Origin of the sequence: Acinetobacter lwoffii (assembly GCF_024129435.1) — a bacterium.
Lineage (GTDB): Bacteria > Pseudomonadota > Gammaproteobacteria > Pseudomonadales > Moraxellaceae > Acinetobacter > Acinetobacter lwoffii_F.
In genome coordinates this window covers 42843-63296 of sequence record NZ_JAMXXN010000016.1, presented here as the reverse complement: position 1 = coordinate 63296, position 20454 = coordinate 42843, and the positions used below count along the sequence as shown (strand labels likewise).

General features: G+C 42.9%; 21 protein-coding genes. 20 read left to right on the top strand and 1 reads right to left on the bottom strand.

Annotation, left to right across the window (positions count from 1 at the left end; translation table 11 throughout):
- Positions 1-162: 162 nt before the first annotated feature.
- The 16 genes from NI455_RS10960 (at position 163) to NI455_RS10885 (ending at position 16245) form a co-directional block, all read left to right on the top strand.
- Complete coding sequence (locus NI455_RS10960) at positions 163-864, top strand: fimbrial biogenesis chaperone (RefSeq protein WP_005245979.1); 702 nt, start codon at positions 163-165, stop codon at positions 862-864.
- Between the two features lie 41 nt (positions 865-905).
- On the top strand, positions 906-3236 hold the full coding sequence (locus NI455_RS10955) for a fimbria/pilus outer membrane usher protein (protein WP_253114128.1): 2331 nt from the start codon (positions 906-908) through the stop codon (positions 3234-3236).
- A gap of 10 nt (positions 3237-3246) precedes the next feature.
- Positions 3247-3657 carry a hypothetical protein gene (locus tag NI455_RS10950; RefSeq protein WP_005107879.1) on the top strand — a complete coding sequence of 137 codons (411 nt, stop codon included), beginning with the start codon at positions 3247-3249 and terminating at the stop codon, positions 3655-3657.
- Between the two features lie 271 nt (positions 3658-3928).
- On the top strand, positions 3929-5209 hold the full coding sequence (locus tag NI455_RS10945) for a glycosyltransferase family 4 protein (protein WP_253114126.1): 1281 nt from the start codon (positions 3929-3931) through the stop codon (positions 5207-5209).
- A gap of 20 nt (positions 5210-5229) precedes the next feature.
- On the top strand, positions 5230-5781 hold the full coding sequence (locus tag NI455_RS10940) for a phosphatase PAP2 family protein (protein ID WP_168730661.1): 552 nt from the start codon (positions 5230-5232) through the stop codon (positions 5779-5781).
- Between the two features lie 87 nt (positions 5782-5868).
- Complete coding sequence (gene iscX / locus NI455_RS10935) at positions 5869-6069, top strand: Fe-S cluster assembly protein IscX (RefSeq protein ID WP_004278360.1); 201 nt, start codon at positions 5869-5871, stop codon at positions 6067-6069.
- A gap of 110 nt (positions 6070-6179) precedes the next feature.
- Positions 6180-6611: a nucleoside-diphosphate kinase gene (gene ndk / locus NI455_RS10930; RefSeq protein ID WP_004647460.1), complete on the top strand. Its 432-nt coding sequence runs from the start codon at positions 6180-6182 to the stop codon at positions 6609-6611.
- Positions 6612-6733: 122 nt separating this feature from the next.
- Positions 6734-7969, top strand: a complete 1236-nt coding sequence (rlmN, locus tag NI455_RS10925; protein WP_253114124.1) for a dual-specificity RNA methyltransferase RlmN — start codon at positions 6734-6736, stop codon at positions 7967-7969.
- A 14-nt stretch (positions 7970-7983) separates the two neighbouring features.
- On the top strand, positions 7984-8784 hold the full coding sequence (gene pilW / locus NI455_RS10920) for a type IV pilus biogenesis/stability protein PilW (RefSeq protein ID WP_224216973.1): 801 nt from the start codon (positions 7984-7986) through the stop codon (positions 8782-8784).
- A complete protein-coding gene (locus tag NI455_RS10915) occupies positions 8775-9566 on the top strand; it encodes a helix-turn-helix domain-containing protein (protein WP_004278356.1) in 792 nt (263 codons plus the stop codon). Before pilW ends, NI455_RS10915 begins: the two co-directional genes overlap by 10 nt.
- A 23-nt stretch (positions 9567-9589) precedes the next feature.
- The gene (ispG, locus tag NI455_RS10910; RefSeq protein WP_004278355.1) at positions 9590-10711 is read left to right on the top strand and encodes a flavodoxin-dependent (E)-4-hydroxy-3-methylbut-2-enyl-diphosphate synthase; all 1122 of its coding nucleotides are present in this window, start codon (positions 9590-9592) and stop codon (positions 10709-10711) included.
- A 3-nt stretch (positions 10712-10714) separates the two neighbouring features.
- The gene (gene hisS / locus NI455_RS10905; protein WP_253114123.1) at positions 10715-12010 is read left to right on the top strand and encodes a histidine--tRNA ligase; all 1296 of its coding nucleotides are present in this window, start codon (positions 10715-10717) and stop codon (positions 12008-12010) included.
- A 30-nt stretch (positions 12011-12040) separates the two neighbouring features.
- Complete coding sequence (locus tag NI455_RS10900) at positions 12041-12739, top strand: YfgM family protein (RefSeq protein ID WP_004278352.1); 699 nt, start codon at positions 12041-12043, stop codon at positions 12737-12739.
- Complete coding sequence (bamB, locus tag NI455_RS10895; RefSeq protein ID WP_253114122.1) at positions 12736-13884, top strand: outer membrane protein assembly factor BamB; 1149 nt, start codon at positions 12736-12738, stop codon at positions 13882-13884. Before NI455_RS10900 ends, bamB begins: the two co-directional genes overlap by 4 nt.
- A 168-nt stretch (positions 13885-14052) precedes the next feature.
- A complete protein-coding gene (gene der / locus NI455_RS10890; protein ID WP_004278348.1) occupies positions 14053-15462 on the top strand; it encodes a ribosome biogenesis GTPase Der in 1410 nt (469 codons plus the stop codon).
- A gap of 138 nt (positions 15463-15600) precedes the next feature.
- A complete protein-coding gene (locus NI455_RS10885; RefSeq protein ID WP_253114121.1) occupies positions 15601-16245 on the top strand; it encodes a 4'-phosphopantetheinyl transferase family protein in 645 nt (214 codons plus the stop codon).
- Between the two features lie 23 nt (positions 16246-16268).
- Here the strand turns inward: NI455_RS10885 and NI455_RS10880 are convergent, their stop codons facing one another.
- A complete protein-coding gene (locus NI455_RS10880; protein ID WP_253114120.1) occupies positions 16269-17039 on the bottom strand; it encodes an SDR family oxidoreductase in 771 nt (256 codons plus the stop codon).
- A gap of 90 nt (positions 17040-17129) precedes the next feature.
- Between NI455_RS10880 and mazG the strand changes: the two genes are divergently transcribed.
- From mazG to folK, 4 genes are all read left to right on the top strand, one after another.
- Entirely contained in the window at positions 17130-17942 is an 813-nt protein-coding gene (gene mazG, locus NI455_RS10875) for a nucleoside triphosphate pyrophosphohydrolase (RefSeq protein WP_253114119.1), read from the top strand.
- A complete protein-coding gene (locus NI455_RS10870; RefSeq protein ID WP_253114118.1) occupies positions 17902-18315 on the top strand; it encodes a ComEA family DNA-binding protein in 414 nt (137 codons plus the stop codon). The genes mazG and NI455_RS10870 overlap by 41 nt, the downstream gene beginning before the upstream one ends.
- A 136-nt stretch (positions 18316-18451) precedes the next feature.
- Positions 18452-19924, top strand: a complete 1473-nt coding sequence (gene pcnB, locus NI455_RS10865; RefSeq protein WP_253114116.1) for a polynucleotide adenylyltransferase PcnB — start codon at positions 18452-18454, stop codon at positions 19922-19924.
- Positions 19921-20406, top strand: a complete 486-nt coding sequence (gene folK, locus NI455_RS10860; protein ID WP_253114114.1) for a 2-amino-4-hydroxy-6-hydroxymethyldihydropteridine diphosphokinase — start codon at positions 19921-19923, stop codon at positions 20404-20406. The genes pcnB and folK overlap by 4 nt, the downstream gene beginning before the upstream one ends.
- Positions 20407-20454 lie beyond the last annotated feature (48 nt).

The window sequence follows — 20454 nt, the reverse complement described above, 5'->3', positions numbered from 1 at the left end:
GGTTGTACGGTAGATTTTAGAGGCAGGCTTATTCATTTTGAAATTATATTGCTGAATAAGCTTTTGATGCTAGGTTTGTGCAACAAAGCCGAGATGTACTACATCTCCTATTTTAATATTTTTATGATTAATAATAATTATATTTAGGTTTGGGAGTGAAATATGATTAAAAAAATTATAGGATTTTCTATATTGTTTTTGTTTAGTTTTTCTTTATCAGCGGGAATAAAGTTCAGTCCTATCCAAGTCTATATTCAAGATTTTAAAAGACAGAAAAGTACAACTGTTAATATTGAAAGTACAGGATTAAGTACTTCAAAAATATATGAAATTAGTGCATTTAAATGGCAGCAAAATGAAAAAGGTGAAGATGTTCTATTGGAGGATAATACTTTACTGTTTAATCCAAAAACATTTGAGCTAAAACCTGAAAGTAAACAAGTTGTCCGTATCGGGTTTAGCCAACCCCCATTAAATTTAGAGCAACAGCAATCATGGAGGATCATTTTTAAAGAAGTAACACCAGTTGATGATAATTCTTCGATTAATTTTTTGTTTAACTTCTCACTGCCTTTTTTTGCTGGAAAACAGGTTACACCACAATTAAATATAGATTTGCAAAAAATTAATGAACTGGCTTATCTAAATGTAAATAATCTATCTAAATCTCATGCAAAAATTACTGAAGTTATAGTATTGGATGATAAAAATAATCAACTCATGAAAAAAGATTTTGTTCAATATATTTTGAGTGGAAATAAAATTAAATTTGAACTTGGCGAATTAAAAGAAAATGGAGATTTGAAGTTAAAAATAAAAGTGGAAGACCATGAGGGATATTTGGAATTTCCTGTAAAAGCCTAGAAGATGCTTACAAAAAGAATAAATAGTAAAAGGATGATGCTATGAAGGTCACTAAAATTCTTCTAATGATCGCGTGTGGGATGGGGCTAACAAATGTAAATGCTGAAAATGTTCAACAGACGGTGCAGAAAGATAATCTAGAAATGTTCATCGTAAATATATGGGTAAATGGCTTAGATTATAAAACTGAAGCAATTCATTTTTCTGATGGAGGGCAGAGGTATATTGAGTGTGAGGCTTTATCCAGAATAGGAATTCACATTGAAAGGATCCCCCGTCACTTGGTCAAGAAGGAGTTCTGTTTATTGAATCAACCAGGTGTAACAGTTGAAGATGACTATAGTTTACAAGCCATTAAAATTAACTTTCCAGTCAATTATTTTGAAGATACTCATTATGAATTAGAGGTAGAAAATCCCGAGAAAGCGAATTTTGGAGGGTTTGTTAATTATAGTTTATTTTATAATAAAGATGATGCAGAACAAGAGTTTAATACATTTTCAGAAATTGGGATATTTAAAGATTATTGGTTATTAAAAAATGCTTTTTTATATCGTAATGAACCTGAAGATATTGAAGAAGGATTTTTACGTGTCAATACGACGCTCGATGTTGAATTTCCAAAAATCTTTTCAAGACTTACCTTGGGAGATACGACAAGTCCTTATAGCAGTTTAAATAATTCTTTTCGGTTTGGGGGGCTAAGCTTTGGTACCAACTATACCAATCGTCCAGACTTTGTTTACTGGAATGCGCCTACTTTAAATGGAAGTGCAAGCGTACCCTCAACAATTGATCTATATATTAATGGGGTGCGTTTATATCGGGATTCTGTGACCCCTGGTAATTATAATCTTCCTGCTGGAGCAATGCTAAATCAGGCGGGTGATGCACAAATTGTTGTAGAAGATATTTTAGGGAATAGGAGCGTCCAGAGTTTTCCGGTTTATATTAATAGTCGATTATTAAAGCCAAAATTGAACGAATATAATATTTCATTAGGTAAACTTAGATATAACTATGATTATGTCGATGATGATTATCGGGAGTTTTTTACAAAATTGTTTTATCGGCGGGGTATAACTTCTTCAATGACCTTGGGAGGAGATTTTTTATATAGTAAAGATGTCAGCAATTTTGATTTTTTATGGACCCAAGGAATAAGTAAATACTTGCTTATGGATAGTGCATTTTCAGTTAGCCAGACAAAAGCGAATGATGAACAAGGATATGCGGCTTCGATAGCCCTGAGTCGGGATTTTAGAAACTGGTCCTTTGGTATAAATAGTCGATATTTTACTCAGGAATATCAATATTTAAGTGGTGATATATATGACTCTAATATTGAAGCCTCAAATATTCTATATTTTAATTTTTCCAATTTGGGATTCATTGATGGATTAAATCTTAGTTATATTTATCAATCTTATTATGAGCAAAATGGTTTTAGTAATGATGCTCAGAAAATTTTTGATATTCGAGCTTCAAAAAGCTTAACAAAAAAATTATATACAAATTTTGGCTTTTATAAAGATTTTGGGAATGATGGGGATCATGGTTTCAATATCGCCTTATCTTATGACTGGGAAGAAAAGGGTCAAATTTATTTAAATCACGATACTGAAGATAATGAAACGAGTTTAAGTTTTAGTCACAGAACGATGACTCAGAATGGTTTTGATTATGTTTTGGTGGTTAATCGCACTGAAGAAGAAGTTAATTACAATGCTTATGGTTTATGGAAAACCAGTATTGGTAATTTACAACTTTCTCATGATGAATATGAGAATCGTCGTAATTCACAGGCTATGTTTGAGGGCGCCTTGGTTTGGCTAGGTAGTAAAATAGCATTCACCAAATATGCTGATAATGCTTTTGCTCTGGTTGAGGTCGATCAACATCCAAATCTTGATATCTATCGTTCAGCGAGTCTAGCTGGAAGCACCAATAATCAAGGCTATATGTTTATACATAACATCATCCCTTATATCCATTACGATATTTCTTTTGACCATAACCAGTTAGCGATGGAAGAAACTTTTGAACACTCTTCTAAAAAAATTATTGGTCTGGATCAACGTGGATATAAGCTGGATTTTCCTATCTATAAAACCAAACGTATTGCGCTAAGAATTAAAGATGCACAACAAAATAATTTAGTCATAGGCTCTGAGGTTCTTGTGGATGGTCTCAGTACAGAACCTTCTTTTGTTGATAGTCAGGGTATTGTTTACCTATATCTATTTAAAGCAGGCACTTACAACATTAAAGTGAAGACTAATAGAGGGCAGCAGTGCCAGGCTCAATTCATTCTGAATGAAAACCAATTCCAGAATTCAGACAAGCAAATTCTGGAAACTATATGTAAGTAGGAGTAGAAAAATGAAAAAGCTCTTTTTATTTATTACCGCACTCAGTATGAGTGAAATAGCCATGGCCCAATATTGCTCGATTGATGGTTTTACCACTCCAGAATTACGTCTAGCCAGCTATCAGCGTAGTCAGGCTGCCACTTCATTTAATATTTCATGTGATATGGGCTATTCAATTTTATTTAATAGTCAGAACCTGGTGAGTTCCAACGGGATAAGTTATGTGTCTAATGGTCCTAATAAATTGCGTACCAAATTAAATTTGAGTGGTGCAAATAGTGGGTTATGGGGAGTCAGAGTGAATCAGGGAGCTTCACAGAGACAGAAATATATCGTTTCGGTTCAACTCGAAGAGAATCCTTTTAATGGGGTTCCAGCTGGAACTTATCGTGATCGGATTTCTGTCGATATTAATTTTTAAATCATAGAAATAAGGAAATTGCCTGAAAGACTTTAAACCAACCTGGGATCAGTACAGTAGAGCAACCATGCAGAAACTTTGAGGGAGTTAAATGAAGATCTGTATAAAGTGAATATCTTTTTAGTCTAAGGAATAATTGGTATTCACTTATTTTTTTAATATAAATAATAATTTAGAAGATTTATTTTTGGTTTTTTTAGTTATTTTTATTCATCAAATAGTCATGAGATCTTTCTATACTGGGTGAAAAATATAAGCGAATAGGTGCGAGATGCAACAAATTTCCATCTCAGAATTATTAGAGCAAAGACCTGTTATTCACAAAATCCAGTTTGATTTAAAAGAGCAACGTAAACAGGCTATTCGTGACAAAATAGTCCTAGAAGATCTGACACGGTCCCGTTTAAAAATTGCCATCGTTACCGAAACTTGGCCTCCTGAAATCAATGGTGTTGCCCATGCTTTATTGCAACTTTGTAAAGGATTACAAAAACAGGGGCATAAGATTTTATTAATACGTCCAGAACAACGACAAGCTTGTAATGATTTTCAACCGCATAGTGAATGTCTGGTTAAAGCGCATTGCATTCCTAAATATAGTAATTTGCAGTTTGGTAGACCGCAATTTCTAAAAATCCATCAAGCTGTTGAAACTTTTATACCCGATATTATTCATATTGTGACCGAAGGCCCTTTGGGTTTGGTAGCTCAGCAGCTTGCAAAATTCCATAAAATTCCAGTCTCTAGCGGTTTCCATTCGTCATTTCAGGAATTTAGTCGGTTTTTTGATTTGGCCTTTTTACTGAAGCCAATTCAAGGTTATTTAAAGTGGTTTCATAATAATACTGATTTGACCTGTGTCCCGAGTCGAGGCACGGCTCAAGCCTTAAATCAGTTTGGTGTAACTTGTCCCTTGGCAGTCGTGGGCAGAGGCGTCGATCCAGATACATTTTCACCAAAGTGGCGATCACCAGATTTGCGCTATGCTTGGGGAGTTTCCAACGAGACCCGGGTGATGTTGTATGTCGGACGGCTTTCTCCTGAAAAGGAAATTGACGTGCTGATCAAAACCTATTTTGTGCTGCGTCAGGTTCGTCAGCAAGATGTGCGTTTGGTGGTGGTCGGAGATGGGCCGGATCGTACTCGACTGCAACAACTGAATCAGGATGGTAGCATTGTTTTTACCGGTAGCTTGACAGGGGAAAAACTGTCAGCGGTGTATGCCAGTGCAGATGTATTCTGTTTTGCCAGTCAGGTAGAAACCTTTGGAAATGTGGTATTGGAAGCGATGGCCAGTGGCTTGCCAGTGATTGCTTATGATTATGCTTGTGCAAATTTGCATGTGCAGCATGGTGAAACGGGATGGTTGAGCAGACTTGGACATCAGCAAGGTTTGATCCAGCAGATGCTCGGATTGCCTGATCTGCAAAAATTGCAACAAATGGGCGCGCAAGCACGTAAAAAAGCCGAAAAGGTAGGCTGGCAATACCCGGTCCGGCAATTTGAACAAGCACTGTATTCACTAGTACAGCATCAGGAATACAGGATATAAAACAAGAAAGGAGCAACAGTGTGAAACTCCAGAATGTAAAAATTAAATTTTTAGAAATCGATTTGAAAGGCTGTGTTTATCTGAATCATTTTTCGCATTCAGTCCGTATTGCCACTTTTTTTAAAATGATTAGCCGCTTAGGAAATGGTGCATTTTGGTATTTCATGCTGATACTGGTTTGGATCATGCAAGGCTTGATCTATACCGTGCAGATTGTTTATCTGATTTTGGGAAGTACCATAGGTACTATGATTTACAAGGTGCTTAAAATCAAAACCGTACGGCCACGTCCTTATCAGGTGCATCAGGTGATCCGTCTGGGTGAGCATCCACTGGATCATTTCAGTTTTCCCTCGGGGCATACCTTGCATGCCGTGATGGCAACCACCGTTTTAGGTTATGTCGCACCTTTATTACTGATGCTGATGCTGCCTTTTACGATTCTGGTCGCAGTGTCCCGAATGGTGTTGGGATTGCATTATCCAAGTGATGTGGCAGTTGGTGCAATTCTGGGTGGCATGATGGCAATTGCTATTGTCCTGACCGCACCTTATCTGAATATTGTGCTGTAAAAATAAGTGAAAGCCGGAGCAAAGGCTCGCAGATTTTCACAGATTTGTTAAAGTACAGCATCAAAGCAATTATGGTGAGAAATAGAGATGGGTTTACGTTGGACTGACACGCTCGATATCGCGATTGAACTCTACGAAGCGCATCCAGATGTGGACCCGCAGTGGATTCGTTTTACTGATTTACATGCCTGGGTGTGTGCTTTGCCTGAGTTTGAAGATGATCCAACCAAGTCGACTGAAGGTTTGCTTGAAGCCATTCAAATGGCATGGATTGACGAGGCACGCTAAGGCCTCATCTTAAAAAAGCATTTTTTTACAGATGAAAAGCAGAAAAATGCGCATTATCTCGGTATAATGCGCCAAATTTTCATGTCAACAATTGACTTAAGGAGCCTATCATGGCTATCGAACGTACTTTATCTATCGTTAAACCAGACGCAGTTGCTAAAAACCACATCGGCGACATCTTTGCTCGTTTCGAGAAAGCTGGTCTTCAAATTGTTGCAACTAAAATGAAACATTTGACTCAAGCTGAAGCTGAAGGCTTCTATGCTGAGCACAAAGAACGTGGTTTCTTTGCTGACCTAGTTGCATTTATGACTTCTGGTCCAGTTGTTGTTTCAGTTCTTGAAGGCGAAAACGCTGTTCTTGCTCACCGTGACATCCTTGGTGCGACGAATCCTAAAGAAGCTGCTCCTGGTACTATCCGTGCAGATTTCGCTGTAAGCATCGATGAAAACGCTGCTCACGGTTCTGACTCTGTAGCATCTGCTGATCGTGAAGTTAACTACTTCTTCGCTCAAACTGAGATTGCTCCACGTACTCGTTAATTCGCAGTATTCAAGCCAGATAAGTGTTATTATACTTATCTGGTTTTTTTATTCTCTGAATAATTCTTTGCTCACATATTGAGCTTCTCCTTTCATCTTTAGACATGGTTTAGGTAATACACATGAGTACTGAAGCAGTCGCTGTATCAGCAGTTTCTGAGCCACAGCAACACACTCCATCCGCTCCAGCACAGGCAAATACTGTCGAGAAAGTGAATTTACTTGGCATGTCACGTCCGCAAATGGAAAAATTCTTTGAGGACATGGGTGAGAAGAAGTTTCGTGCCGGGCAGGTGATGAAATGGATTCACCAATTTTTTGTGACTGATTTTGCTGAAATGACCAATATTTCAGGAAAACTGCGTGAAAAATTAGAAAAGATTTGTGAAATTAAAGCGCCTGAAGTGGTGCATAAAAACTATTCCAAAGATGGAACCCGTAAATGGGTATTCCGTGTTGGCGACGGTGACGGTTCCCTCGTCGAAACCGTATTGATTCCTGCTGAACATCGCAGTGGTTTACGTCGCACTTTGTGTATTTCTTCACAAGTAGGCTGTGCACTGGACTGTTCATTCTGCTCAACCGGTAAACAGGGTTTCCAGCGTGATTTGACCCAAGCCGAAATTATCGGTCAGCTCTGGATGGCGAACTATTCCTATATGGAAGATGTGCCTGTACTTGAGCGTGAACGTTCAGTCACGAACGTGGTGATGATGGGCATGGGCGAGCCATTGCTCAACTACGATGCAGCATTGAATTCAATGCGTATTATGCTGGATGACTTTGCATACGGCATGTCAAAACGTCGTGTGACTTTATCGACTTCTGGTGTGGTACCGAAAATCGATCAGATGATCAAAGATATTGACGTGGCGCTGGCTATTTCATTGCATGCGCCAAATGATGAACTGCGTAACGAGCTGGTGCCGATCAATAAAAAATATCCGCTTGAGCAGCTGATTGCTGCATGTCAGCGTTACATTGCCAAAGACGGGAATGAAAGTTCACGTAAACATGTGACGATTGAATATGTGATGTTAGATGGCGTGAATGACCATCCTGAACATGCTCAGCAAATGATTAAGCTGTTGAAGAATTTGCCAAGCAAGATTAATTTGATTCCTTTTAATCCGTTCCCGCATGCGCCATATGGCCGCTCAAGCCGCAACCGGATTATTTCTTTCCAAAAAACTTTGTCTGATGCCGGTTTTGTGTGTACGATTCGTCAGACACGCGGTGATGACATTGATGCCGCGTGTGGACAGTTAGTCGGACAAGTCGCTGACCGTACCCGTCGTGCGGAACAGTGGAAAAAGAAAATTGCGCAATCGAATGAGATCATGCGCTCACAAGGATAATAAGAGGTCGCCAGTTGAGAAATCTAACATCAAAGTTTGCTTTGATTTCAACAGTATGTGTGTCTTTGGTTTTAGTCGCGTGTCAGACGCCAGATCTGGGTCAGAAAGACCCTGAAAAGGCCACCAAAGTCCGTACCCAATTGGCGGTAGAATATCTGAGAACAGGTGACCTGGATGCAGCCAAACGTGCGCTGGATCAGGCACTTGAGACTACTCCGCGTGATTCTCAAGCAAATATGATGATGGGCGTGCTACTGCAACAGGAAGGTAGTAAGCTTAATCTCGAAAAAGCAGATCATTATTTCAAGCGTGCGATTTCGGCAGATCCGAAAAATGCGCAGGCGCGAAATAATTACGGCACTTATTTATATCAGCTTGAACGCTATAATGATGCGATCGAGCAGTTTCAAATTGCTGGTGCCACGTTGGGTTATGATCAGCGATTCCGCGCACTGGAAAATATGGGGCGGATTTACCTGAAACTGGGTGATACAGCAAATGCTGAAAAATCATTCAAACAGGCGCTGCAAGCCAATCGCGATTCTTATATTTCAATGTTAGAGTTAGCAGAAATATTTTATTTGAACCAGCAGTTCCCGGCGGCGACACAAATGTATCAACAGTTTGTGCGTGGTGTGGGACAGAAAAATCAGGGTGCCCGTGCGCTCTGGGTTGGCATTCGCACTGCGCGTGCCGGGGGTGATCAGTTGGGGATGCAGGTATTGGTCAACCAGTTACGTGCACTTTTTCCTGAAAGCCAGGAATACCAACGTTATTTGCAATTACAGTACAGTACTGAGGCCGTATGGAAGTAAATCCTAATTCACCATCGAATCATTCGAGCGTAGCTCCAAATGCGTTAGGAAATATTCAACGTCCGGGCGAGTACTTGCGCCAGATTCGTATCAATCAGCAACGCAATCTGGAAGATGTAGCGAAAGAGCTGAACATCCCAGTCAAAACCCTGACTGCTCTTGAGCAGGATGAATACAAGTCTTTGCCTGAAGCGACCTTTATTAAAGGTTATTACCGGACTTATGCCAAATTTCTGGGTGTAGATGCGTCTAGTATTATTCAACGTTTTGATGAAATTTATACCAATGATACCGGGCTGCTGCCGAATCATGCCCTGAATAATTCTCCTATCAAAATTATGGGGAAATTGCCAGGTTCCAAACGTGACCGCAATCGTAAGTGGTTAAAGCGCATTTTTATTACGCTGGTATTGCTGCTGATTTTGGGTGCACTGTTTGCCATGATTCAGAACTGGTCGAGTAGTAATTCACAAAATAGCACTGAAGTCTCTGGAGTAGGCGCTTCTAATGTCGAGATTCTGAATCTGGATACAGGTGCCGCACTTTCCGGTGATCAGCTGAAACTTGATTTTAACCGTCCGACTTCGGTGCATATTGTCGACTCGGCGGGTAATGTTCTGGCAACTGGCCGTCAGGCATCGAGCTTGCAGCTGAATGGTGAAGCGCCATTCCAGATTCGTCTGGATGATGCATCGGCTGTATCACTCAGTTTAAATAATGAAAATATTTCATTGTCACCCTACACTGTGAACGGAAAAGCAGAATTCCGTTTATCACCTTAATAGATCAAGAGTAGAGCAGAACGATGATCGTAAATCCAATTAAACGTCGTCCAACACGTAAAATTCGTGTGGGTTCAGTTTATGTGGGTGGTGATGCACCAATCAGTATCCAGTCCATGACCAATACTGAAACCTGTGATGTGGCAGCTACGGTTGCACAGATTCAGCGCTGTGTGGATGCGGGCGCGGACATCATGCGGGTTTCAGTGCCAACGATGGAAGCGGCAGCAGCATTCGGTGAGATTCGCAAGCAGGTCAATGTACCTTTGGTGGCGGATATTCACTTCGATTATAAAATTGCTTTAGCAGTTGCTGATTTGGGTGCAGATTGTCTGCGGATTAACCCGGGCAATATCGGTTCGGAAGCGAAAATCCGTGAAGTGGTGGCCGCAGCACGTCATAACGACATTTCTATGCGGATCGGTGTTAATGCCGGCTCACTGGAAAAAGATATTCAAAAGAAATATGGCGAGCCGACTGGTCAGGCTTTGCTTGAATCTGCGATGCGCCATATCGATATTCTAGACCGTCTGGATTTCCAGGAATTCAAAATTTCAGTCAAAGCATCGAATGTGTTCCTGACCATGGATGCGTATCGTTTGCTGTCACAGCAAATTGATAATCCGCTCCATCTGGGTGTCACAGAAGCGGGTATTTACCGCACCGGTTCGGTTAAATCTGCCATCGCTTTGGGTGGTCTGTTAATGGAAGGCATTGGGGACACCATGCGTATTTCCTTAGCTGCCGAGCCTGAAGAAGAAATTAAAATTGGTTTTGATATTCTGAAATCGCTGGGTCTGCGCTCCAACGGGATTAACTTCATTGCCTGCCCAAGCTGTTCACGTCAGGAATTTAATGTGATTTCGGTGATGCAGCAACTTGAAGAGCGTTTAGAAGATATTCGTACTCCAATGGATGTGTCCGTGATCGGGTGTAAGGTGAATGGTCCGGGTGAAGCCAAAGAGGCCGATATTGGTGTCGTAGGTGCAGCACCACGTTCACTGGTGTACCGTAATGGTGAAAAGAGCCATTTAATTGACACGAATCAATTGGTTGATGAAATCGAAACCATGGTTCGTCAACGTGTTACCGAGCTTGAAGAAGCTAAATCTAAAGAAATTATTCGTACAAGTTTTCCTGAGTAGATCATGAGTTCAATCGTCGCAATCAAAGGTTTTAATGACATTCTCCCAACGCAAACCCCAGCTTGGAGACGTCTTGAACAGCATCTATCCGGTTTGATGGATGCCTATGGCTATCAACAAATTCGTTTGCCTATCGTAGAACAGACTAATTTGTTTAAACGTTCGATCGGTGATGCAACCGATATCGTTGAAAAAGAAATGTATACCTTTCTGGACAAGGGTAATCCGCCTGAGTCGTTGACGTTACGTCCTGAAGGGACGGCTGGCTGTGTACGTGCCATGCTGGAGCATAATCTGCTGCGTGGTGCGACGCCTCGGGTCTGGTATATCGGCCCAATGTTCCGTTATGAAAAACCGCAAAAAGGTCGTTACCGTCAGTTTCACCAGTTTGGTGTGGAAACTTTTGGTGTTGCGACTCCGGACATGGACGCAGAACTGATTTTGATGACGGCGCGTCTGTGGAAACGTATGGGTGTAGCAGACAAGGTTCAGCTTGAGTTAAATACACTCGGTGAGTCGGATGAGCGTGCAGCATATCGTGCGGCACTGGTTGAATTCCTGGAGTCGCATAAAGCGGATCTGGATGAAGATTCTCAGCGCCGTCTGACCACGAATCCACTGCGTATTCTGGATTCTAAAGATGCCAAAACACAAAGCATCTTGGAAAGTGCACCGAAACTTCATGACTTTATGGGTGAAGAAACGCTGGCGCATTTTACCCAGTTACAACAGTATTTGACTGATGCAGGCGTGAGCTTCGTGATCAATCAAAAACTGGTACGCGGTCTGGACTATTACAACAAAACTGTTTTTGAATGGACCACAACCCATTTGGGTTCACAAGGAACAGTCTGTGCCGGTGGCCGTTATGATGGTCTGGTGGGCCAACTCAAAGGAAAAGCAGATCAGTCTGTTCCTGCGGTTGGTTTTGCTATGGGCATCGAGCGTTTATTGCTTCTGCTGGAACAGGTTGAAGACAATACTCCGACACGTGATTGTGAAGTCTTCTTGGTGGCTGAACCGGCTTCTCAAGGTAAAGCTTTGGTCATTGCGGAGCAGATTCGTGATCAGCTTGAAGCAGCAGACAGTCAGGTTCGTCTGAAAGTAGGCTCACAAGGTTCAATGAAATCGCAAATGAAAAAGGCCGATCAAGCCGGTGCTTTGTATGCGGCGATTTTGGGCGAGCGTGAACTGGAAGCTCAGGCGTTTACTGTGAAAGAGCTGGCAACCGCAGAGCAATCGAATGTACCATTTACGGACTTCGTTGCATTTTTTAGTACTAAAATTTCTTCAAAATAATCGATAAAACATTAGGAAAAGGGTAATCTCATGAGCGCAATGAGTGGTGATGAACAGTTTGAAAGCTTAAAATCCTTTACGAAGAAATATGGTTCTTCGATGATTACTGGGATTTTAATTGCGCTGATTGCCTTTTTTGGATGGGAATATTGGCAGAAGAAAAACTTGGCAGAGTCGCAAATGCACACTGCCAAGGTTCAGCAGTTGATGGATGATGCACAGGCATCGAAAGGTGATGGTTTTGCCAAGTTGTCTGAAGCTGCGGACAAGATTGTCAAGGAAGCACCTGATTCAGCACAGGCGATTCAGACCCAGCTGGTGATGGCGAAACTGGCTTATGACAAAGAAGATTATGCTGCGGCCGAGAAAGCGCTACAGAAAGTTGAAAACTCGAAAGTAGATGATAAAGGCCTGGTTCAGGTCGTCAAACTTCGTCTGGCCTATGCACAACTGGCACAGAAAAAATATGATGCTGCATTGAAAACTTTAGAAGCAGTCACTGAGCCTGCATTTAAAGCAACTGCCGATGAAGCACGTGGCGATATCTATGTTGCCAAAAATGATATTGAAAATGCTAAAAAAGTATATCAAAGTGCATGGGATGCTTTGATTGAACGTAAAGAAGAACGTCAGATTTTACAAATTAAGCTCGAAAGCGTAGGCGTATTGGTCGATGATCCGGAAATCGAACGCCCAATTATAGAAACACAAGCGGAAGAAGCTGAATGAATAGAAAATACAAAATTACCTGTGCCTTGACTGTTTTAACGCTTGCATTGGCTGGCTGTGCGGGTAAAACCAATAAAGTTCCAGAAGTAAAACCGAATCCACTTCCAAAACTGACTCAAGCCAAAACCCTGGTCCCTGTATTTTCCACCAGTGTGGCTTCGACAGATGCTGCTGATCCGTTGCGTTTACGTCTGGATGCAGATAATGGTGTGGTCTTTGCAATTGATCCGAAAGGCGAAGTGTCTGCATTTAAAGGCAAACAGCGTCTGTGGCAGAAAAAAGTCAGCAAAGACAATTTAAGTTCTGGTGTTGAAGCTGCTGAAGGTCTTGTTGTCGTTGGCAACCAGAAAGGCCAACTGTTTGCGCTGGATCAGCAAACCGGCGAGCAAAAATGGACTGCGCAATTGACGGGTGCTTTACTGGCACCTTCATTAATTCATGCTGGTCGTGTCATTAGCGTGAGCAATGACGGCACAGTATATGCGCATGAAATTGCGACGGGTGCGCAAGTTTGGACTTATAACTTAGCTAATGTACAATTCAGCCTGCGTGGCATGGCTGCACCTGTTGCATTAGATGCTCGTAATGTACTGATTGCATCTTCCAATGCTTATATCTATGCACTGGATGCCTTAAGCGGTGTGCCAAAATTACAGCGTCGTGTCGCAGTGTCGGATGGGCGTTCTGATATCCAGCGTCTGGTTGATATTGACGGGGAACCGGTCGTTGCAGGCCAGTTTGTGGTGACCACCAGTTATCAAGGTCAGGTGACTGTGCTGGATTTAGCTTCACAACAGGTGGTCTGGAGTGAAGATGCCAGCAGTATCCAGCGTCCAGAAGTTGTGGGCAATGGTGTATTTGTGGCGCAAACCGATGGCAAAATCAAAGCCTTTGAAATTACCTCGGGTCAACCGCTTTGGGAAAATGACCAGTTGCTGAATCGCAAGTTAAGTAATCCGGTGATGCTGGGTACTGATCTTGTAGTCGGTGATCTGGATGGTGTCTTGCACCTGATTGATCCGCGTACCGGACAGATTACTGGTCGTTCGAAAACCTCTGGGGAAGTACGTAGCTTACGCGTCATCGACAACCAGCTGTATGTTTCCACACGCAAGGGCTCATTAAGCATTTGGCAGAACCGTTAATTTTAACGAGCCTTATGCTAAACTAGCCACAACCGTATTTTTGTGAACGCGGGGTGATTGAAAAATCAATGCCCCGTGTTTTTATTTAGGGTATTTACCCCTTATATCTTCCTATGCTTTCTGATGTTCAGGCCACTTTGACGCCTGATATTAAATAAAGGTTACTCTATGAAACCCGTAATTGCGCTCATTGGTCGTCCGAACGTCGGAAAATCAACGCTGTTCAACCAGATTACCAAGAGCCGTGACGCATTGGTGGCAGACTTTGCCGGTCTGACACGCGACCGTAAATATGGCGATGCAACTTATCAAAATAAATCTTTCATTGTGGTCGATACTGGCGGTATTGGCGAAAATGAAGGTGGGATTGACTCGTACATGGCAGAGCAGTCCAAGACTGCTATTCATGAAGCCGACATCATCATTTTTGTGGTTGATGCGCGTGCCGGATTGCTGGCATCTGATGAGCAGATTGCCCGTGAATTGCGTACTTTAGGCAAAAAAGTCTTTCTGGTTGCCAACAAAGTCGATGGTGTACATGCTGAAGCTGCCTTGGTTGAATTCTACAAACTGGGTATGGGCGAGCCGTTACAAGTCGCAGCCAGCCATGGTCGTGGTGTCCAGCAAATGCTGGAAGATGTACTTGCCGATGTACCGGAAGATGAAAATCCGGAAGAGCACGACAAAAACACGGGTCTGCGTTTAGCGATTATTGGTCGTCCAAATGTAGGTAAATCAACGCTGGTGAACCGCTTGCTCGGTGAAGAGCGTGTGGTGGCATTTGACCAGCCGGGTACAACACGTGACTCGATTTATATTCCATTCGAGCGTGATGGCCGTCAATATACCCTGATTGATACTGCCGGGGTGCGCCGTAAAGGTAAAGTTGATGAAATGATTGAGAAATTCTCGATTGTTAAAACTTTACAGGCAATGAAAGATGCTAACGTAATTGTTGTTGTGGTTGATGCGCGTGATGGTATTGTTGAGCAGGACTTGCATTTGATTGGCTATGCACTTGAAGCGGGTCGTGCCATGGTCATTGCAGTCAATAAATGGGATAACATGACTGAATATGATCGTAAGCAATGTAAGCTCGATGTAGAGCGTCGCTTCGATTTCATTCCATGGGCCAAAGTGCATTTGATTTCTGCATTGCATGGAACGGGTGTGGGTGATCTTTATCCATCGATTCACCGTGCTTATGATTCATCTCGTTTGAAAGTGTCACCAGCAAAAATCACCCAGATTTTAAATGATGCGACAGATGCCCACCAACCGCCGATGGTTCAGGGTCGTCGTATTAAAATGCGTTATGCGCATATGGGTGGGCAGAATCCACCAACGATCGTGATTCACGGAAACAAGGTGGATAAAACTCCTGCAGATTATCGCCGTTACCTGGAAAACGTGTTCCGTAAAGTGTACAAGCTTGAAGGTACACCGATTAAAATCGAGTTTAAAACTTCTGAAAACCCGTTTGAAGGCCGTAAGTCTCAAGTGGATGAGCGTGCAGCTGCGCGTAAACGTCGTTATGTACAGAAGTTCAAGAAAGCCGAGAAGAAATTTAAACGTTAATTCTATAGTTTAAATTTTTCGGATAAAAAGCCTGCGTAAAGCGGGCTTTTTGTTTTGAGAAAATAATGAATTTCTCTCCCAATAAAAGTGTGAATTCTTTTACACTCAAATCAATTGATATCTTTTTAATGGATTCACGTGGCTCGGCTGATTCAAATTCATCTGCATCAACTTTCTGATCTGACTTGTCATTCGTTGTCAGACCGCAAAACCCAGGTTGCCGAACGGAAACGCAAAGTGGCGTGTTTGCGTAATCAGCTTTTATCCCAATCTTTTGAATTGCCAGTTAGCGATCAACAGGTGGTGCGGACGAATTTCGGCAAGCCTTATTTAAATGACTATCCGGATTTCAGTTTTAATCATAGTCATAGTCAAAATTTCTACGCCTTGGCCACGAGCAAGCAAGTTCAGAATTTAGGAATTGATATTGAAGAACTGAATCGTAAAGTCCGTTTTGAAGCCTTGGCACAACATGCCTTCCACCCTGAGGAACTCAAAAACTGGCAAGTGCTGGATTATGACCCTGAATACTGGTTCAAGGTCTGGACGACCAAAGAAGCGGTGTTAAAGGCATCAGGCTTGGGAATCCGGATCAACCTGAATGAACTCAACACCAATATCCATCCTGAGCAAAATGGTGGGCGCTGCGAACATCCAGAGATTGGCATCTATGCCTATCAAAATTATACGCTTGCTGGCTGCATGCTCACCGTGGCCTGGCAAAGTGAGCATTCCTGCAAGGGATTGAGATTTCCAGTGATCCAGATTCATCACACTGTCTAAAATAGAATCAACCCGAATATTTTTTATTTTCTGGAAATGAGCAGATTACTCAGTCGATTCACAAATTGTGGACTCATTCGCGATAAATGAAATAAAAACTGGCTTTTGAAACCAACCGGATGATGCGTGGCTTGCCAGATGGAATCTTTGAGTTCTGCCAGTTTCAGAATATCTTGTGCGACATCTTCTGCTTTTAAATGCACGCCCATCTTTTTGATGCTTTCTGCCTGCATATCTTTGACCATGGCCGTACTGACGAAAAGCGGCATTACATCCAAGACTCGAATCCCATAGGGTTGCCACTCAATATCCAGACTTTCAGTCAGGCCACGCACTGCAAACTTGCTGGTGGAATAACTGCTTAAATCGGCTTGGCCATAAATCGCCGAAGCTGAAGATAGATTGATGATGCGGGCAAATGAAGATTCTTTTAAATAAGGGAAAGCGGCATGACAGCCGTTCATGACTCCTTTGACATTAATATCCAGAGTCCGATGATGTGCCGTAATATCAGTTTCTTCAAAAGGGCCTGAATATAAAATCCCGGCATTATTGACCAGAATATTGATTTCACCTGCCCAAGCTGAAAATTCGGCTAAAGCTGTTTCCCAAGAAGCATAGTCAGCTACATCGAGAAAGCCGGCTTTGGCATGTTCGCCCAGTTGCTGGGCCAGCTGTTCAGCCTGTGCTGTATTGATATCATAAATACCGACTTTATAGCCGTGCTGGTAAAATAACTGGGCGGTTGCTGCCCCAATTCCTTGTGCTGCACCGCTAATCAATATACTGTGCATGTGCCTGATCTCCTTATTGTCTTTTTTTTGAGCATAACAAGAAACCGGCAGATTGACGCGACTATTTGGTAAGAAAAGAGGTTTTTAAACATGGAACAACTACTCCAGGTCATGCGCGAATTACGTGAAAAATGTCCATGGGATCAGCAACAGACCCCCGAATCTCTGACCAAATATGCCATTGAGGAAGCTTACGAAGTCGAAGCAGCAGTCCGCTCTGGAAAAGTCGATGATGTCCGCGATGAGCTGGGTGATTTGCTGTTACAGGTGGTGTTCCAGTCGCAGATGTACAGTGAGCAGGGCGCTTTCGATTTTCAGGATGTGGTGCAGGCCATTACCGATAAACTGATTCGCCGTCATCCGCATGTATTTCAAGCTGAACAATTTGCAAAAATGAGTCCGGAAGATGTGTCCGAGCTATGGAAAGAAATCAAACAGCAAGAAAAGCAGGGCAAGCCGCGTTCACGCCTGGATCAGATTAAACATGCACCGGCTTTGGCGCAGGCTGATGAAATTCAAAAAAATGTCGCCAAAATCGGTTTTGATTTTCCGGACATGGCGGGTGCTTATGCCAAGCTGGAAGAAGAGCTGGCTGAATTAAAAGAAGCGGTAGCCGGACAAAATTCCGATGAAATACAGGAAGAATTTGGCGACTGCTTATTTTCTCTGGTCAATGTTGGACGTAAACTTGGCATCTCCAGTGAGATGGCATTATTGGGGACGATCCATAAATTTCGAACCCGCTTTGCCTTGATGGAAGATCAGGCACAATTACAACAATTAGACCTGGAAAAGCTGTCACTGACTGAACTTGATCAGCTCTGGGAACAGGCTAAATTAGAATTAAAACAAAGAGCAGCACATGAAAAAAATATCTTATCGAATCGGTTCAACGTGGATTAATCTTCTCCTGAGTTGCTGGCTGGGCTTTATTTCTATCGGAACTGTGCATGCAACTGCGACCGATTATATGGAATGGAAGACCCAACAACAGCAACATGATGCGCGGCTCAAACAACAAACGGCAGTAGCCACAACCGACCACTATCTGGCAAAACCGGCACTTTCGGTGCAAGCTACAGGCGATAAAATCAGCCTGAATAGTGCAAATATTGAGCAACTGCAACAGTTGCATGGCGTGGGGCAAAAGAAAGCTCAAGCCATTGTCGAGTACCGGCAGAAGAACGGTAAATTCAAAAACATTGAAGATATTCAGCTGGTCAAAGGTATTGGGCCGGCATTATTTGCCAAAAATAAGGCCAAACTGGCCTTGTAAAGCGACAGCATGGATCATGACTAGCTGATTGATTTGACTCGCAGGATTGACATAATCAAATTGCCCTTTAGTCGTGTAAGCGATATGATTAGCGTCATCTTAGAATTTTACGTTCAGACGTAGGAGACAGCGTCTTTTGCAAACTTTGCGCGCGTCAAAATGTGGTTTATCAACCGCTCAATTACCTTCTTATATTCTCGATGTGATTGATGCCTTAAACAAGGCAGGCTATGAAGCTTATATCGTGGGTGGTGGTGTTCGAGATCTGATGTTAGGTTTGAATCCTAAAGATTTCGATGCGGTCACCAATGCCACTCCGGCTCAGGTCAAGGAAGTTTTCGGACGACGTTGTCGAATTATCGGACGGCGTTTCGAACTGGCGCATGTCTATTCAGGGCGGGAACTGGTTGAAGTGGCAACCTTCCGTGCACCCCCCAAAAAAGCAGTGACCTCGGCCGCAGGGATGATTCTGCGTGATAACAACTGGGGCAGCATCGAGCAGGATTTTGTCCGTCGTGATTTCTCCATCAATGCAATGTATTACCAGCCGCGTAAAGGCATTGTGCTGGATTTCTGCAATGCAGTGGATGATATTCACAGCAAAACCTTACGCTTACTTGGCGATCCGACTTTAAGATTTGAAGAAGATCCGGTGCGGATGCTGCGAACCCTACGTTTTGCGGCCAAACTGAACTTTAATATTGATGAAGCGATTCTGGATGTCTTTACGCCGGAAATGACCCAGTTGCTGCGTGATGTTTCTCCACATCGACTTTATGATGAATCACAGAAGCTGTTCACCATGGGGCACCTGAATCGTGTCTTGCCAATGCTGATCGATTTCGGGATCTGGCAGCAGTTATTTGCAGATATCAAGCCTGAAATTACGCCGTTTATGGAACGCGCTGCGAAAAATACCGATCAACGTATTTCTATCGGCAAGACCATCAACCCTGCATTTTTCTATGCGGTATTGTTATGGCAGCCATTCATGGAGCGTTGTGAATTCTATCTAAATAAAGGCGTGGTAGCCGCCGAAGCCCGCGCCCAAGCCGGTCTGGATGTGTTAAAACGTCAGGCAATCCGCACCATTATTCCACGCTTTGCGGAGACCTTTATTCGTGAAGTCTGGGAAATGCAGACCCGTTTGCTGAATCCAAAACCACAGCAAATCGAGGCTTTGTCCAGCCACGCACGTTTCCGTGCCGGCTTTGACTTTTTGCTGCTGCGTGAAAAATCAGGTGATGCGACTGCACAAGGTATGGGCAGCTGGTGGGATGCTTACCAGCAAATGAGCAGTGACGAGAAAGAAAGGGCCATTAGCCAGTATAACCGTCAGCGTGCCAAGAGCCGCCGCAAGGCGAGTCAAGAAGAACATCTGGAACAGAAACTGACCCAGCAGCAAGATCTTGCTGAGATTGAGCCGTTAGTGAATGAACCTGAACCACGCAATCGTCGTGTGCGTAAAGCCAAGTTTGAAGACAAGGCGAAACCTCTGTCGCATGTGGCAGCCAGTGCCAGCGGTGAAATTGGCGCAGATCATCCGATTATGAAACGTAAGCGGGTAAAACGTGATCTGAGCCAGGTGGTGTTTGGACCAACACAATGATCGTGACGTATATTGGCCTGGGCAGTAACCTAGGCGATTCACGCCAGATTCTGGCAGAAGCTGTACAGAAACTGGCGACCTTGGGGCAGGCGAAAACTTCGCATCTGTATCAAAGTCCACCGATGGGACCACAGGATCAGCCGAACTATCTGAATGCAGTGGTGCAGTTAAATACCGATCTGGCAGCTTTAGGCTTGCTGGATCGCCTGCAAGCTTTTGAGCAGGACGCTGGTCGGGTACGTTTACGTCATTGGGGCGAACGTACGCTGGATCTGGACTTGCTGCTCTATGGTAATGAGCACATTCAAAATGAACGCTTAACTGTGCCGCATGTTGGGGTATTAGAGCGTGATTTTGTCCTGATTCCACTTCTGGATATTGAGCCTGAATTACAGGTTTATGGACACAGATTAAAAGACCTGGACATCGTTAAACAGTCGACCCTCGCGGTACTCGATGACAGCAACTGGGCAAATATTTAATTTTTAAGTGATGGTAGCTTTGTCAGAACTTTCAAGCATAGAGGAACA